14 protein-coding genes are annotated in these 16,835 nt (G+C 34.1%); all 14 read left to right on the forward strand.

The window, feature by feature from the left end:
• Positions 1-3: 3 nt before the first annotated feature.
• The 14 genes from Q1B37_RS13400 to ilvA all read left to right on the forward strand — a co-directional run bounded on the left by Q1B37_RS13400 (position 4) and on the right by ilvA (position 16,827).
• Positions 4-1,347, forward strand: coding sequence for an ATP-binding protein (locus Q1B37_RS13400; RefSeq protein WP_299899262.1), 1,344 nt, complete (start codon positions 4-6; stop codon positions 1,345-1,347).
• A gap of 151 nt (positions 1,348-1,498) precedes the next feature.
• Entirely contained in the window at positions 1,499-2,626 is a 1,128-nt protein-coding gene (locus tag Q1B37_RS13405; protein ID WP_299899263.1) for a DUF2891 domain-containing protein, read from the forward strand.
• Positions 2,627-2,708: 82 nt separating this feature from the next.
• Positions 2,709-3,929, forward strand: coding sequence for an Nramp family divalent metal transporter (locus Q1B37_RS13410; RefSeq protein ID WP_299899338.1), 1,221 nt, complete (start codon positions 2,709-2,711; stop codon positions 3,927-3,929).
• Positions 3,930-3,955: 26 nt separating this feature from the next.
• Complete coding sequence (pxpA, locus tag Q1B37_RS13415) at positions 3,956-4,687, forward strand: 5-oxoprolinase subunit PxpA (RefSeq protein ID WP_299899264.1); 732 nt, start codon at positions 3,956-3,958, stop codon at positions 4,685-4,687.
• The gene (pxpB, locus tag Q1B37_RS13420; protein ID WP_299899265.1) at positions 4,684-5,418 is read left to right on the forward strand and encodes a 5-oxoprolinase subunit PxpB; all 735 of its coding nucleotides are present in this window, start codon (positions 4,684-4,686) and stop codon (positions 5,416-5,418) included. Before pxpA ends, pxpB begins: the two co-directional genes overlap by 4 nt.
• Positions 5,419-5,423: 5 nt before the next feature.
• Complete coding sequence (locus Q1B37_RS13425; protein ID WP_299899266.1) at positions 5,424-6,272, forward strand: biotin-dependent carboxyltransferase family protein; 849 nt, start codon at positions 5,424-5,426, stop codon at positions 6,270-6,272.
• Positions 6,273-6,642: 370 nt separating this feature from the next.
• Positions 6,643-7,044: a hypothetical protein gene (locus tag Q1B37_RS13430; protein WP_299899267.1), complete on the forward strand. Its 402-nt coding sequence runs from the start codon at positions 6,643-6,645 to the stop codon at positions 7,042-7,044.
• 683 nt (positions 7,045-7,727) lie between these two features.
• Positions 7,728-8,534 (forward strand): ATP-binding protein, encoded by an 807-nt coding sequence (locus Q1B37_RS13435; protein ID WP_299899268.1) that lies wholly within the window; start codon positions 7,728-7,730, stop codon positions 8,532-8,534.
• A 16-nt stretch (positions 8,535-8,550) separates the two neighbouring features.
• Positions 8,551-9,207, forward strand: a complete 657-nt coding sequence (locus Q1B37_RS13440) for a response regulator transcription factor (protein WP_299899269.1) — start codon at positions 8,551-8,553, stop codon at positions 9,205-9,207.
• Between the two features lie 596 nt (positions 9,208-9,803).
• Positions 9,804-11,480 carry a dihydroxy-acid dehydratase gene (gene ilvD, locus Q1B37_RS13445; protein WP_299607170.1) on the forward strand — a complete coding sequence of 559 codons (1,677 nt, stop codon included), beginning with the start codon at positions 9,804-9,806 and terminating at the stop codon, positions 11,478-11,480.
• Positions 11,481-11,523: 43 nt separating this feature from the next.
• Positions 11,524-13,257, forward strand: a complete 1,734-nt coding sequence (gene ilvB / locus Q1B37_RS13450) for a biosynthetic-type acetolactate synthase large subunit (RefSeq protein WP_299899339.1) — start codon at positions 11,524-11,526, stop codon at positions 13,255-13,257.
• A 2-nt stretch (positions 13,258-13,259) separates the two neighbouring features.
• Positions 13,260-13,793, forward strand: coding sequence for an acetolactate synthase small subunit (gene ilvN, locus Q1B37_RS13455; RefSeq protein WP_299607173.1), 534 nt, complete (start codon positions 13,260-13,262; stop codon positions 13,791-13,793).
• 180 nt (positions 13,794-13,973) lie between these two features.
• A complete protein-coding gene (gene ilvC / locus Q1B37_RS13460) occupies positions 13,974-15,449 on the forward strand; it encodes a ketol-acid reductoisomerase (protein WP_299899271.1) in 1,476 nt (491 codons plus the stop codon).
• A 112-nt stretch (positions 15,450-15,561) separates the two neighbouring features.
• Positions 15,562-16,827, forward strand: coding sequence for a threonine ammonia-lyase IlvA (gene ilvA, locus Q1B37_RS13465; RefSeq protein WP_299899273.1), 1,266 nt, complete (start codon positions 15,562-15,564; stop codon positions 16,825-16,827).
• Positions 16,828-16,835: the final 8 nt, after the last annotated feature.

The raw sequence follows: 16,835 nt of genomic DNA on the forward strand, positions 1-16,835 counted from the left end.
AACATGACAAAAACATTAATTCAAAACACTGCGCATTTCGATAGTAAGTTGTCCTACTTACGTGAAGTAATAGCATATCGTTTAAAAGATAGCTATACTAATGAAGCTCCTGTTTTTCCTAGGTTTCACGAGATCATTTCAGATGATTCGTTATTTTCAGAGTTTGCCAGAGTTAAGCAATTGTCACAGGATGAGGTAATCACGTTGTTACTAGCAATTGTTCCTCACCTCATGCCTAATTTTTTTACGTCTATCATATCTGATTTTTTACCAAATGGAGGAGAATTACCAGAATTTGGTGGAGTAAAAGGTAAAAACCATAGAGGTATCATCCCTACAGGAGAAACAGTACAGTTTATTTTAGGAGGTAATAATATTCAAAAGAGGATGGCATTGACTGAAATGTTTCACGAAGATCATCTTTTTAAACAAGAAGGAGTTCTTTATTTAGATTCCATTCCAATGGGAGAACCCAGAATGAGCGGGCGTTTAATTTTAGATGAAGAATATATAGCACTATTTACAACAGGAAGTATATTGAAACCTGCAATGAGCAGAGATTTTCCTGCCGAAAGAATAGAAACCCAATTAGAATGGACGGATTTAGTTTTACAATCTAAAACTTTACAGCAAATAAAAGAGATTGAATCTTGGCTTAATTTTAATGAGATGGTGTTAAATGAATGGAATATGAAATCCAGAATTAAACCTGGTTATCGTATTTTGTTTTCGGGACCTCCAGGAACAGGAAAGACGCTTACAGCAACCTTGTTAGGAAAGTATACTGGATCAGATGTATATCGTGTGGACCTTTCTATGATAGTCTCTAAATATATCGGAGAAACAGAAAAGAACTTATCCAAACTTTTTGATAAGGCTAAAAATAAATCTTGGATTTTATTTTTTGATGAAGCGGATGCTATTTTCGGAAAAAGAACAAACGTTAGAGATGCTCATGACAAATATGCAAATCAAGAAGTATCCTATTTGTTACAGAGGATCGAAGCGCATCCTGGACTGGTAATTCTAGCTACTAATTTCAAAAATAATATCGATACTGCGTTCACAAGGAGATTTCAATCTATTATAGAGTTTGAGAATCCATCTTATAGAGAGCGACTAGAATTGTGGAAGAATAACCTTCCTGATAAAGTATCATTAGCCAATGATGTTTCTCTCGAAGAGATTTCTAAAAAATATGCGCTTACAGGAGCAAACATTATGAATGTGATACAATATGTTTGTCTAAAGACGGCCGCATCAAAACATTCTGAAATTCTCTTAGAAACTATTTTAGAGGGTGTGAAAAAAGAATACTTAAAAGAAGGTAAAATGATCACTATATAAAGTGATTTTTAATAGTTTATGAACTATTTATTCATGTTATTAACAATCCTATAGATTAAAAAGAGGAAATCAATATTTTTAAAAACAATCGTCTTTGGATACCAGAATATATTCCAATAGTCAGGGTATCAAGAATTAAAAATATTGGCACATGAATCGATTAATCGTAGTATTTTTTTCAATACTAATATTAGCTTGTAATCCCTCTGAATCTTCATCCGAAAAAACCGTAAAAGAACCTATAACGGTAGTATCGGATACTATTAAAGTAGTTGTTGAAAAACCTTTAGAATTAACCAAGAAACAGGCGATTTCCTTATTAGAATTACCTTTGGCTTGTATCAATACGGAATATCCAAATAAATTAGGGCAAACCTTAGGCGGTAAGGAAGATATTGGAGAGCCTAGTGCATTACACCCAGCGTTTTATGGTTGTTTTGATTGGCATTCTTCAGTGCATGGACATTGGTCCTTGGTGAAGTTGCTAAAATCCTTTCCTGATATCGAAAACGCTTCAGATATTAAAACAAAACTCTTAGCTAATATTTCTAAAAAGAATATTGAAGCAGAAGTTGTCTATTTTGAAGGGAAACACAATACTTCTTATGAACGAACATATGGCTGGGCATGGTTGCTAAAATTAGCAGAAGAAATTCATTCATGGGATGATCCTGTGGCTAAAGAATTAGAAACAAATTTACAACCGCTTACTGATCTTATTATCCAGCGATACATCGATTTTCTACCAAAACTAAAATACCCTATACGAGTAGGAGAGCATACGAATACTGCTTTCGGATTATCATTTGCCTACGATTATGCAGTTGCTTTGGATCATCAACTCTTAAAAGAAGCTATAACCAAAAGAGCAAAAGAGTTTTATACAAACGATATCTCTTGTCCGATAGTTTGGGAACCTAGTGGATATGATTTTTTGTCTCCTTGTTTAGAAGAGGTCGATATTATGAGAAAGATTTTATCCAAATCATCTTTTGATGCTTGGGTTCAAGATTTTATGCCGCAACTTAAAAACAAGGATTTTAATATTTCAGTAGGAGAGGTTTCGGATAGAACAGATGGTAAACTTGTACACTTAGATGGACTTAATTTTAGTAGAGCATGGGTTTTGTATGGTTTAGCAAATCAATATCCAGAGTATGAACATCTTGTGAATATTGCAAATAAGCATGTCAACTACTCATTGCCAAATCTTGTTGGAGATAGTTATGAAGGAGGTCATTGGCTAGGGTCTTTTGCCATCTATGCGCTTCAAAAATAGACTAGTAACACAGCACTAAAAACATACATGAATGTTCTCAGCGAATGTTCATTGTCCTACTAACATTCTAATATATAATTATATGATCAAATGGCTTCCTAAAATAGGTCCAGGTACCTTAGTAACTGCAGCATTTATTGGTCCTGGTACCGTTACGGTCTGCACAATGGCTGGAGTACAATTTGGATTTACCTTGCTTTGGGCTTTGGTATTATCGATTGTAGCTTGTGTCGTTTTACAAGAAATGTCTGCGCGATTAGGACTGGTAACACAACAAGGATTGAGTGAAGTAGTAAAGTCTCAGTTTGCAAATAAAGCTATTCGTTGGATACTTATTGCATTGATGCTATCCGCAATCTTTATAGGAAATGCGGCTTATGAAGCAGGAAACATTAGTGGAGGTGTCCTTGGAGTATCTACGATCATAGGATCTCCTACCATACAAATTGGGAGTATACCGCTTAACTATGTAAGTATCCTGATCGGAATTATAGCTTTTTTACTGCTGTATATAGGAAATTATAAGATTTTAGAGCGAAGTCTTATCGTTTTAGTACTGTTCATGAGTCTTGCATTCATTATCGCAGCAATGGTAACAAAACCAGACATATCTCTTTTGGTAAAAGGGTTTATCCCTGATCTCTCTTCCGATAAGATCCTTACCATAGTTGGATTAATAGGTACTACTGTGGTTCCTTATAATCTGTTTTTACATGCTTCTATTGTGAGTGAAAAATGGAAGTCAAAGGATGACTTACCAGCAGTACGAAGGGATACCGTAGTAGCAATAGTACTTGGAGGATTGGTTTCGATGGCAATCATTGTGGCAGGAGCAGCGATCCAGCAGTCAGAAATAAATAATGCAGCTGATCTGGCAAAAGGGTTAGAACCTGTTTTTGGGTCAATGGCAAAATATGTCCTATCGCTTGGGTTATTTGCAGCAGGAATTACATCTGCAATCACAGCTCCTTTAGCAGCAGCGTATGTGGTGAAAGGATGTCTTGGATGGGAGGATGGATTGAAGAGTAAACGCTTTAGAATGGTCTGGATGTTTATCCTTTTTTTAGGGGTTTTATTTTCATCTTTTGGTATCAAATCTATTGTCATTATTCAGTTTGCTCAAGTGGCAAATGGAGTCTTACTACCTATCGTAGCGATCTTTCTTTTATGGGTAATGAATCAGAAAAAAATATTGGGGAATTTTACGAATTCTAAATTGCAAAATGTATTAGGGTTTTTGATAGTGTTTGTAACATGCTTTTTAGGGTTTAGAGGTATTTGGAAAGTGTTGATAATTTTGTAGGAAATAATTTTATAAAATGTAAGAATTTGAAAAAAGTTTTATTGAATGCAGATGTTGGAGAAGGGGCTGGGTATGATGATCAAATTATGCCATTTATTTCGTGGTGTAATGTTGCTTGCGGTGTACATGCAGGTGATGACGAAGAGATAAAAAAAACGATCAATTTAGCTATGCAGAATGATGTTAAAATTGGAGCACATCCATCATATCCTGATCGAGAAAATTTCGGAAGGGTGTCTATGGAATTTTCTCATAATGATTTAGTGAAAACACTAACTGATCAAATTTTGAAAGTTAAAAAATTTACCGAAGAAGCAGGCGCGAAATTACATCATGTAAAACCACATGGAGCATTGTATAATGATGCTGTGAAAAATAAAGGTGTTGCTAGGGCTATTGTTGACTCGATTAAAAATATAGACAAAAGTTTATTAATAATATCGCCGAAAGATTCAGTTATTTCTTATTTTTACAAAGATGATTTTGAGATAAAACATGAAGTTTTTGCAGATAGGAATTATAATGATGATTTAACATTGGTGTCGAGATCCGAAGTTGGTTCGGTGATCGAAAATCCTGAAAAAGTTTTTAATCATGTTTGGAAAATGATTTCTGAAGAAAAAGTAAAAACAATCGGAGGAGAAGAAGTGGATGTTTTTTTTGATACAATTTGTGTGCATGGTGATAATCCAAAATCTGTTGAAATTTTGAAGTATATATATAAGGAGTTGACAGCTGAAAATTACGTGCTAAAATGAAGAATTCTGATGTAAAATTTGACTATAAACAATACAGTGAGAATTCAATTTTGATTCAAACCGATGCAAAAGTTGATGAAAATTTGCTGAATTTGTTGATTTTTTATAAAAAATCCATCGAGGAATTTTACGGTAAAGTAATTGTTGAGGTAATTTTATCATATAACTCGTTATTAATTTTATATGTATCCACTATAGAGAATATCTATGATAGTTTTTTTGAACTAAAATCACTGGTTTCTAAAGAAGTTTTAAAAAAGAGTGTAAAAAAACGCCTGTGGAATATACCTGTTTGTTACGATGTAAATGTGTGTCCGGAAATCGTTCCGTTTGCTGATCAAAAATCAATGAGTGTTGATGAGATTATTTCGCTTCACACTACTCCATTATATACAATTCATTTTATCGGTTTTTTACCAGGATTTTTGTATTTGAGTGGTCTTGATAAAAAATTGATAACTCCAAGAAAATCCAATCCTAGTCGTTTTGTAGAGAAAGGATCTGTGGCGATTGGTGGAAATCAAACTGGAATTTATCCGTCTAATAGTCCTGGTGGTTGGCATGTAATTGGTAGAACTCTTTTGTCTTTTTTCGATGTCAATTCGGATCCTTGTTGCTTTGCTACTCCTGGTGATAGAATAAAGTTTATATCGGTAACAGTAGGTGAATATAACGATATAGGTTTATCCATTGCTAATGAAAATTATCAATTAGTTCCTGAATATTTTTAATTGTTATGGTAGAGATTTTGTCTTCTGGAATGTATACGACGATTCAGGATAATGGACGTTTTGGGTTTTCAAAATATGGAGTTCCGCAAAGTGGTGCTATGGATAAAAGATCATTTCTGTTAGCAAATGCTTTGTTAGGGAATGATGAAAATTGTGCGGTTATTGAGTGGATGATAATGCCGCCGATTTTAAAGTTTTATGAAGAGTCGGTAATAGTTCTCACTGGTTCAATATGTGATCCGTATATGAATGATCAACCTGTAAAATTTAATCAGCCTTTAGGAGTTAAAAAAGGAGATGTTTTAAGATTGAAAAATGTATCAAAAGGTGTTTTTGGTTATGTAGGAATAAAAAATGGATTTTGTACGAATATTGTTTTGAATAGTAGGTCGCAATATAAAAGTATTACAGCTTCAGAAAAGTTGGTCAAAACTGATATGATATCCTATAGTAGTTATTGTGGATTTTCGACATCGTTATCTTCTGTGAAAATTGAAAATGATTGGCTCGATCAAGAAGGTTTAGAGGTGTATCCAGGTCCTGAATATGATCTGTTAAGTGATGCAGAAAAGTTGTCTTTATTGATGGGGAATTTTACTATTTCTAATGAGAGTAGTCGAATGGCAATTTCATTGAATGAAGAGGTGGGGAATAATCTCACTTCTATGATTTCGGTCCCAGTATTGCCAGGTACGGTTCAATTAACTCCTTCAGGTAGGTTGATTATCTTAATGAGGGATTGTCAAACTACAGGTGGATATCCAAGAATTTTTCAATTATCAGAGGAGGCAATTAATGTTATTGCACAGAAAAGGGTAAAAGAAAATGTAAAGTTTAGATTGTCTTGTTTCTAGGTGGATTTTCTTTTATACAATAGCTAAGATGTTAATTTTCCATTCGATTTGAAGTTTTATAATATTTAACCAATTAAATAGAGTTGCGTATATGTGTTGTTGGTTTTTGTATAATATATGTTATTCTGATTATAAGTTTGTTAAGTTTATATAGGTTGGTGATAGGGGTAAAACCACCTATTAGGTATAGGGGGAAAACCCCCTTTATTTATTTTTTCTGATTTTTATAGCATCTGTTTAAGTATTTGAAAATCAAAATATTATAATTATGGTTTTTCCGTAAATAAAGTTTACTAAAGGTTCAGGGGATTTGCGGATAATCTTGTTTTTTGGATATATTAGCGTTAATAAACCCATTAAACAAAATATTATGGCAGGAAAAGTACAAAAACCCCAAAAGTGTATCAATGTAGAAGAAGCTAGAGAGCTTCATGATAATTGGTGTAAGAAAAGAGGTAAACGTTTACAAAAGAAATTAGGATTTGAAGATGCTCGTGAATTTCATTGGTCAGTGGCTGAGTTAGAGGAGTATTTAGCATATGTAAAACAAGAATCAGAAGCACAAGGTATAAAGAACCCTGGTATTCGTGTTTATATGGGTGCGTATTCTTCATCCAAATGTAAAATGGGAAGAGGATATTCTACCTTGTTTTTTGCGCCTACAGGTTCCCGTCCAGGAGCGTCGGGAAAAGATGGTAGGGATGATGAGAATAATTATGAAATTGATGCTTTTAATAAAGGAGGGAGTGGTTTCCCGCCTAACGATTATTAAAAATTAATGAGTGATTTATTAAACTTAATAGTTATTAATTTATTTGAATTGATTGCAGCTATTGTTGGAACAATTTACATATCAAAATATCGAGTAGAAAAGCCTACTCGATATTTTGTTTCTTTTTTATGGTTTAATGTTTTTGTTGAAATAGTTTTTGGTTGGTTGCCTACTTTTATAGAAAATTTTAAATTTTTCTCATTATTAGAAGATACTATTTTTGTTCAAAATTTATGGATTTATAATATTTATGATATAATTAGTTTTAGCTTCTATCTCTACTATTTTACAATATTAATAGAATCCGAATTAAGCCGAAAAATAGCAAAAGGATTTATTGTAGTGTTTTTAATTTGTGCAATTCTGAATTTATCTTTTTCTGGTGTTTTCTTTGAGACAAACTCCACATTTAATGCTATCTTCGGAACATTGTTATTAGTGTTGTATATAATATATTTCTATTTTCAAATGTTGCAGAGCGAGAAAATTTTGGAATTTTATAAGTCATTTCCGTTTTATGTTTCTGTTGGAGCTCTGGTGTTCCATTTAATAGTTAATCCAATTTTTATTTATGAGCAGTATTACAGCCATAGTGTAAGTTCTGAATTTGTAAGAGTTTTTTTAACAATTCTAACAATAGTTAATATTTTTATGTATTCTTGTTATACCATAGGATTTCTTGTATGTTACAAAAAGAACAACTCTTACAAAAGGAGCAGATCTTACTCATAGTTTACTTTTCTGTAATCATTTTGTTTTTTGCAATTTTTGCCATAGTGTTTTTTGTGGCCTTTCAAAGAAGAAAAAACAAATTGCTATTAGAACGTTTAAAAGCAAAACAACGTTTTGATGAAGAACTCCAAAACTCTAAGCTCGAAATTCAGGAACAAACCCTAAAAAATGTAAGTTGGGAACTACATGATAATATTGGTCAGTTGTTATCTACTGCCGTAATGCAAATCAATATTTTAAGCACCAATTTAGAACCAAAAATCAAAGACTCTGTTCAGGATATCCGAAGTTTAGTTGGTGATAGTCTACAAGAAATTAGAAATCTTTCTAAAACCCTAAATCACGAAGTAATACAAAATATTGGTCTGATAAAATCTATCCAGGTAGAGTTAGATCGGTTTAAAAAACTAAATTTCTTAACACCAGAGCTTATTGTTACTGGAGAAGAGTTGTTTATCAATCCTAAGGATGAAATTATCATATATCGTATTGTTCAGGAGTTTTTCTCTAATACCATAAAACACGCTGAGGCTTCACATTTATTAGTAAAACTAGAGTATTCGCCAGATGATTTGGTGATTACGATCAAAGATGATGGAGTTGGGTATGATATGGAATCTGTGCAAGCGAATTCGGGATTATTAAATATGAAAAGTAGAGCAGCTTTGGTAAATGCAACTTTAGACTGTATTTCGGAGCCTAATAAAGGAGTATTGCTTACCTTGCAGTACCCATTTAAAGAAGAAGATAAGGTATAACAAAATTAAATCGAAAATGAAGAAAAAGACTGTTGTCATTGTAGATGATCATCTTCTATTCGCTCAATCTCTAGAAAGTCTTATAACCAATCTCGAAGGATATGAGGTTTTGGCTATTCTAAAAAACGGAAAAGAACTTACGCAATATTATCTGCATAAAAGAAAGAAACCAGAACTCATCTTGCTAGATGTAAAAATGCCAGTGATGGATGGTATCCAAACCATGCAGTGGTTAAAAGAAAACCAACCAGAGCAAAAGGTATTGGCTTTAACGATGGAAGATGATGAAGAAACCATTATCAAAATGTTAAGGGCAGGAGCGAGAGGGTATTTGTTAAAGGATATCCATCCGGAGAACTTCGAGTTTGCTATGAAAATGGTTATCGAACAAGGGTTTTATTATTCAAGTAAAATAGAAACTGCTCTAAAGTATTCTGAAAAAGCAGATGCTAAAATGACTGAAAACCTTGCTGAAAAACTAACCGATCGAGAATGGACATTTTTAAAGTATGCTTGTTCCGAGCTGACATATAAGAATATTGCAGGTGAGATGAATTTGAGTCCTAAAACGATAGAAAATTATAGAGAAGCAGTGTTTAAAAAATTGCAAGTAAAAACTAGAGTAGGACTTGTAATTTACTGTATGAAGAATAACTTATTTAAATTAGATTAGAGATTTCTATTCTTAACTATTTGTTTTTCAAAATTAAATTTTGCTATATTTATCCCTACAAATGAAGAAAATAAATTTAAATATCATTAATGTCATTACTATCGAGGTGATTATTTCATCTTGGTAAAGGGATATGATATGATACTAACTTATACTAAAATCCCTTTACGTTCGTAAAGGGGTTTTTTTATGAACTGTTTTAAACTGGTTCTATTAATAAAATGAAATAATGAATTTACAACAAGTAATTATTGTCCAAATTATTATCAACATCGTGATTATTATATCAAGGTGAGAAGGGCATTATGAATATATAATTTAAAAATCCCTTCTACTATTAGAAGGGATTTTTTTTTAACTAAAAAAATAAAAATATGATATGTAGTGATTGTAAATAGATTAAGTGTAAGTATCTGTAAATCAGTATAAAATGATGGTTTGTGAATGGTTGGATGTTGTAAGCTTATTGAATTAAATTTAACAGTTTAGTCATTACGAAATAATTTTATACTACGGTTTATTTATATACATGAGAATATGTTAATAAATAGGTTAAAAAAATAAGAAATTGATAAAAAAATAACATTCAGATAAGGATGAGTATTAATAAATATAGTAAACGAGTTACACAAGACGATACCCAACCAGCTGCACAAGCCATGCTTCATGCTGTAGGGTTAACCGATGAAGATTTTAATAAGCCATTAGTTGGTATCGCCAGTACAGGATATGAAGGTAATCCTTGTAATATGCATTTAAATGATTTGGCCAAATTAGTAAAACAAGGTACAAGAGAAGAAGATGTGGTTGGATTAATCTTTAATACGATTGGTGTAAGTGATGGCATTTCTATGGGAACTCCAGGAATGCGTTTTTCTTTGCCTTCTAGAGATGTTATTGCGGATTCTATGGAAACCGTAGTACAGGCAATGTCCTATGATGGAATGGTAACCGTAGTTGGATGTGATAAGAATATGCCTGGAGCATTAATGGCGATGATTCGTTTAAATAGACCTTCAATTTTGGTATATGGAGGTACAATTGCTTCCGGATGTCATGAAGGGCGAAAGCTAGATATTGTTTCGGCATTTGAAGCTTGGGGCGAAAAAGTAGCCGGAACGATGGAGAACACAGAATATAAAAGTGTCATTAAAAAAGCGATTCCTGGTGCTGGAGCTTGTGGAGGAATGTATACCGCAAATACGATGGCATCGGCGATCGAAGCTTTGGGGATGTCTCTTCCGTATAATTCATCGAATCCTGCTATCAGTAAAAATAAAGAAGAAGAAAGTATCGCTGCGGGTAGAGCTATGCGAGTGCTTTTAGAAAAAGATATTAAACCTTTGGATATCGTTACCAAAAAGTCATTAGAAAATGCAGTTCGTCTGGTAACTATTTTAGGAGGTTCTACAAATGCTGTACTTCATTTTTTAGCAATCGCTAGAGCGGCAGATGTAGAATTTACCTTAGCAGATTTTCAAAGAATAAGTGATGAAACTCCATTCTTAGCAGATCTAAAACCAAGCGGAAAATACCTAATGGAAGATGTTCATGATATCGGAGGAATTCCTGCCGTGTTAAAATATCTTTTAAAGAAAGGGTTATTACATGGTGATTGTTTGACCGTTACAGGAAAAACATTGGCAGAAAACTTATTAGACGTTCCAGATTTAGAAGAAGGACAAGATGTGATAAAACCATTAGAAAATCCTATTAAGGCAACTGGACATTTAAGAATCATGTTTGGAAACCTAGCAAAAGATGGATGTGTTGCAAAAATAACTGGGAAAGAAGGTTTGAGCTTTACAGGTAAAGCCAAAGTTTTCGATAGTGAATATGATGCGAACGATGGTATTAGAGATGGAAAAGTTCAAAAAGGTGATGTAGTCGTCATTAGGTACGAAGGTCCTAAAGGAGGTCCTGGTATGCCAGAAATGTTAAAACCAACAGCGGCAATCATGGGAGCGGGCCTTGGTAAAGAGGTTGCATTAATTACAGACGGAAGATTCTCAGGAGGAACGCATGGCTTTGTAGTAGGTCATATTACTCCCGAAGCACAAGAAGGGGGGTTGATTGCATTAGTAGAAGATGGCGATATGATCACTATCGATGCGGAATCGAATTCTATTACAGTTGCTATCGAAGAAGAAGAAATAGAAAGAAGAAAAGCTGCTTGGGTTCAACCACCGTTGAAGTTTAAAAAAGGAGTTTTATATAAATATGCCAATACAGTTTCATCTGCATCGCAGGGTTGCGTAACAGATGAATTCTAAAAAAAACATTTCAGTACGAGCTGAAAGAAAAATATATAGCGTAATGGAAACACAAACGCAAACGATAAAAAAAGAAACTGAAATAGCCTCTGGTCCAATGACAGGCGCTGAAGCAGTAATACATTGTCTGTTATCAGAGGGTGTAGATTTAATTTATGGATATCCTGGTGGAGCAATTATGCCAGTATATGATGAGTTATATAAGTTTCAAGATAGATTACATCACGTTCTTACCAGACATGAACAAGGTGCTACACACGCGGCACAAGGGTATGCAAGAACTAGTGGAAAAGTCGGAGTCGCAATTGCTACTTCAGGTCCGGGAGCTACAAATTTTGTTACTGGAATTGCTGATGCACAAATCGATTCAACGCCTATGGTTTGTATTACAGGTCAGGTAGGTTCTCATTTATTAGGATCTGATGCTTTTCAGGAAACGGATATTATAGGAATTTCTACTCCAATCACTAAATGGAATCATCAGGTCACCAAGGCTGAAGATATTCCTTCTGTGTTAGCCAAAGCATTTTATATCGCTCGTTCAGGTCGTCCTGGTCCTGTTTTGATTGATATAACAAAAGACGCCCAGTTTGGTGAACTGGATTTTAAGTACTCAACGTGTAAAGGTGTACGAAGCTATAAACCCGTTCCTGAAACAGATCCCGAAACAGTACAACAAGCTGCTCAATTGATCAACAGTGCTAAGAAACCTATGATCGTTTTTGGTCAAGGAGTGATTTTAGGAGAAGCTGAAGAAGAGTTAAAAGATTTTATAGAGAAATCTGGAATCCCTGCTGCTTGGACTATACTAGGATTGTCAGCATTGCCAACAGCTCATCCGCTAAATGTGGGAATGGTGGGAATGCACGGAAATTATGGACCTAATAAGCTTACCAATGAATGTGACTTATTAATTGCTATAGGAATGCGATTCGATGATCGAGTTACAGGTAATTTGGAAACCTACGCGAAACAAGCAAAAATTATTCATTTCGAAATTGATCCTGCAGAGGTTAATAAAAATGTAGAAGTAGACGTTGCTGTAATGGGTAATGTTAAAAATACCCTTGCAGAGATACTTCCTTTAGTAGCACCTAAAACCCATGAAAATTGGTTGCAGGAATTTAAAGATTTTGATACTGTAGAATACGAAAAAGTGATTAAAGATGAGCTGTACCCTTCTAAAGAAGGACTTTCGATGGGTGAAGTATTGCGAGGAATTAATGAGGAAACCAAAGGTGATGCGGTTATTGTATCCGATGTAGGACAACATCAAATGATTGCTTGTCGATATGCAGAATTTGTAAAAACAAAAAGTAACGTCACTTCTGGAGGATTAGGAACTATGGGATTTGCCTTGCCTGCAGCTATAGGTGCTAAAATGGGAGCGCCAGATAGAGAAGTGGTGGCAATTATTGGTGATGGAGGTTACCAAATGACCATACAAGAGTTGGGTACCATTTTTCAGACAAGAGTTCCTGTGAAAATTGTAGTGTTAAACAATGATTTCTTAGGAATGGTACGTCAGTGGCAACAATTGTTCTTTGATAAACGATATGCTTCTACAGAAATGGTAAATCCTGATTTTATTACTATTGCTAAAGGATATCATATCGCAGCTAAAAGAGTAACAAAAAGAGAAGAATTGCAAGGTGCAATTGAAGAAATGATAGCTTCCGAAGAACCTTATTTCTTAGAAGTGTGTGTAGAAAAAGAAAATAATGTATTTCCTATGATACCTACGGGAGCGTCGGTTTCGGATATAAGATTATGTTAGTTATGGAGAGAGAGTGTTATACCATCTCAGTATATACTGAGAATAATATAGGATTGTTGAATAGAATTTCTGCAATTTTCCTAAAACGTCATATTAATTTAGATAGTATGACAGCTTCTGTATCCGAAATAAAAGATGTATTTCGTTTTACTATTGTTGTAAAAATTACTGAAGAACAAGTAAAGAAATTAGTAGGTCAGATCGAAAAACAGATTGAAGTTATCAAAGCGTTTTATCATAAGGATGATGAAACGATTTATCAGGAAACTGCATTATTTAAAGTTGCTTCAAAATTATTATTTGAGGAGCGACAAATACAAAATGTGATTAAAGAAAGTAACGCTAATATCGTCACAGTAACTCCAGAGTTTTTTGTTCTGGAAAAAACAGGAAGACGAAAAGAAGTCGAAAAATTATATGATCAACTAGAACCTTATGGATTAATGCAATTTGTTCGATCTGGAAGAATAGCAGTAACTAAGGATAAAATGCATATATCATCTATATTAGAAGAATTTGTAGAAGAAACTGTGTAAGGGATAGCAGTGGCATCCTTTTCTAGGGGTGCCCTGAGGCTCTCGAAGGGAACCATTAGAAAAGATATAACGAATAGCCCGATCCGCCTCAGGCGGAATACACACAAAAAATAAGACAACTAAAAATCAAAATTAAATAGATTTCCGTGAGAACGGAAGTAACCACAAATTAAGAAGGAAATGGCAAATTATTTTAATACGCTATCATTAAGAGATCAATTAACACAATTAGGAAAATGTAGATTTATGGACTCTTCTGAGTTTACAGATGGAGTAAATGCATTAAAAGGAAAGAAAATAGTAATTGTGGGATGTGGAGCACAAGGACTGAATCAAGGATTAAATATGAGAGATTCTGGTTTAGATATTTCATATACACTGAGAGAAGCAGCTATTAAAGAGCAAAGACAGTCTTATAAAAATGCTACAGAGAATGGATTTACAGTAGGAACTTATGAAGAATTAGTGCCTAATGCAGATGTGGTAATTAACCTTACACCGGATAAGCAACATACTCAAGTGGTAAATACAGTAATGCCTTTAATGAAAGAAGGAGCTACATTGTCGTATTCGCATGGATTTAATATTGTAGAAGAGGGAATGAAGGTTAGAGAAGATCTAACGGTGATTATGGTAGCACCAAAATGTCCTGGTTCTGAGGTAAGAGAAGAATATAAAAGAGGATTTGGAGTACCAACCTTAATTGCAGTACACCCTGAGAATGATCCGCAAGGACATGGCTTAGATCAAGCAAAAGCTTATGCTGTAGGAACAGGTGGCGATAGAGCAGGAGTATTAGAATCATCATTTGTAGCTGAAGTAAAGTCTGACTTAATGGGAGAACAAACCATTTTATGTGGACTTTTACAAACGGGTTCCATTCTTTGTTTTGATAAGATGGTAGAAAAAGGAATTGATCCTGGATATGCTTCGAAATTGATTCAATATGGTTGGGAAACTATTACCGAAGGGTTAAAATATGGTGGAATTACCAATATGATGGATAGACTATCAAATCCTTCAAAAATAAAAGCTTTTGAACTTTCAGAAGAGTTAAAAGATATTATGCGTCCGTTATTCCAAAAACATATGGATGATATCATTGGAGGTCATTTTTCTAAAACAATGATGGAAGATTGGGCAAATGGAGATAAAAACCTATTATCATGGAGAGCAGAGACAGGAGAAACAGCTTTTGAAAAAACGCCAGCTGGAGATGTTGAGATTTCTGAACAAGAATATTACGATAATGGAGTATTGATGGTAGCTATGGTAAGAGCAGGTGTAGAGTTAGCTTTTGAAGCCATGACTTCTTCTGGTATTATTGAAGAGTCCGCTTATTATGAGTCTTTACACGAAACTCCATTAATCGCTAATACGATTGCAAGAAAGAAGTTGTTTGAAATGAATAGAGTAATTTCTGATACTGCTGAGTATGGATGTTACTTATTTGATCATGCATGTAAGCCGTTATTAGCAGATTTCATGAAAAAGATTGACACTGATGTTATAGGAAAGGCTTTTGACGCTGGTAAAAATAACTGTGTAGATAATGCTAAATTAATAGAAGTAAATACTGCGTTGAGAAATCATCCAATTGAAGTTGTAGGTTCGAGACTAAGAGCTTCGATGACTGCGATGAAGCCAATAGTATAATATAAAGTTTATTTGTCTAGCTGGGTCTGTTGAAGTTTTTTTGAGATGTGTATTGTGTAATCTTTGATGGACTCAGACTGGCAGATGAATTATTACTATGTAAAGAATGAATATGGATACTGAAGTAACCACATATTTTCCGGAATTAGAAGATATCCAAAAAGCGGCCTCCACGATTAAGGAGGTCTCTATGGTTACACCCCTAATGAATAGTATACGATACTCAAAGAAATATGATGCCAATATTTTATTAAAAAGAGAAGATCTACAAAGGGTACGATCTTATAAAATTAGAGGAGCTTTTAATAAAATTAGTTCATTAACCAAAGAGCAATTGGCTAAAGGAGTTGTATGTGCTAGCGCTGGTAATCACGCACAAGGTGTTGCTTTTGCTTGTCATCATTTAGGCATCGAGGGAACCATTTATATGCCATCTGTAACACCAAAACAAAAGATTGAACAGACACAAATGTTTGGTGGAGATCAGGTAAAGATTGTTTTAGAAGGTGATACTTTTGATGATGCGTCCAAAGCAGCAAGAAATAGTTGTAAAACACAAGGGAAGACGTTTGTACACCCTTTTGATGATCCTAAAACTATAGAAGGTCAAGGAACTATTGGTTTGGAAATTTTTAAGCAGGTAGATCATCCTATTGATTACATTTTTGTTGCCGTTGGAGGAGGTGGATTGGCATCTGGCTTATGTGGTGCTATGAAAGCGCTATCACCTAAAACAAAAATTATTGGAGTAGAGCCTAAAGGAGCTCCATCCATGTTGACATCTATTCGGGAAAATAAAAATACTGAGATCGTAGATATTGATAAGTTTATTGATGGTGCTGCAGTGCAAAAGGTCGGAGATTTAAACTTTGATATATGTAAATCTTATTTGTCAGATATGATAACTGTTCCTGAAGGATTGGTATGTCAAACAATCTTGGATTTGTATAATAGAGATGCAATCGTAGTAGAACCTGCAGGGGCTCTTACGTTAGCAGCTTTAGAAACCTATAAAGATAAAATCAAAGGTAAAAATGTAGTGTGTATTGTAAGTGGTAGTAATAATGATATTACTCGAACTGCGGAGATTAAGGAACGAGCATTGTTATATGCAGATTTGAAACACTATTTTATAGTGCGTTTTCCACAAAGAGCTGGTGCCTTAAAACAGTTTGTGGGAGAAATATTAGGTCCTAATGATGATATCACTCATTTCGAATACTCCAAAAAATCAAGTAGAGAAAATGGTCCTGCAGTAGTAGGAATTGAACTTAAAGATAAAAAGGATCTTCAACCTCTAATTGCAAGAATGAAAGAGCATAATTTCTTTGGAGATTATCTTAACGATAAGCCAGATCTATTTCAATTTCTAGTATAGTAAAATAG

Source organism: uncultured Aquimarina sp., assembly GCF_947492965.1.
Lineage (GTDB): Bacteria > Bacteroidota > Bacteroidia > Flavobacteriales > Flavobacteriaceae > Aquimarina.

Coding starts and splice junctions, on each gene's coding strand:
- Q1B37_RS13435 (WP_299899268.1), top strand. CDS start 7,728: ATGTTACAAAAAGAACAACTCTTACAAAAGGAGCAGATCTTACTCATA.
- ilvA (WP_299899273.1), top strand. CDS start 15,562: ATGGATACTGAAGTAACCACATATTTTCCGGAATTAGAAGATATCCAA.
- pxpB (WP_299899265.1), top strand. CDS start 4,684: ATGAAGAATTCTGATGTAAAATTTGACTATAAACAATACAGTGAGAAT.
- ilvD (WP_299607170.1), top strand. CDS start 9,804: ATGAGTATTAATAAATATAGTAAACGAGTTACACAAGACGATACCCAA.
- Q1B37_RS13400 (WP_299899262.1), top strand. CDS start 4: ATGACAAAAACATTAATTCAAAACACTGCGCATTTCGATAGTAAGTTG.
- ilvB (WP_299899339.1), top strand. CDS start 11,524: ATGGAAACACAAACGCAAACGATAAAAAAAGAAACTGAAATAGCCTCT.
- Q1B37_RS13430 (WP_299899267.1), top strand. CDS start 6,643: ATGGCAGGAAAAGTACAAAAACCCCAAAAGTGTATCAATGTAGAAGAA.
- ilvC (WP_299899271.1), top strand. CDS start 13,974: ATGGCAAATTATTTTAATACGCTATCATTAAGAGATCAATTAACACAA.
- Q1B37_RS13405 (WP_299899263.1), top strand. CDS start 1,499: ATGAATCGATTAATCGTAGTATTTTTTTCAATACTAATATTAGCTTGT.
- ilvN (WP_299607173.1), top strand. CDS start 13,260: ATGGAGAGAGAGTGTTATACCATCTCAGTATATACTGAGAATAATATA.
- Q1B37_RS13440 (WP_299899269.1), top strand. CDS start 8,551: ATGAAGAAAAAGACTGTTGTCATTGTAGATGATCATCTTCTATTCGCT.
- Q1B37_RS13425 (WP_299899266.1), top strand. CDS start 5,424: ATGGTAGAGATTTTGTCTTCTGGAATGTATACGACGATTCAGGATAAT.
- Q1B37_RS13410 (WP_299899338.1), top strand. CDS start 2,709: ATGATCAAATGGCTTCCTAAAATAGGTCCAGGTACCTTAGTAACTGCA.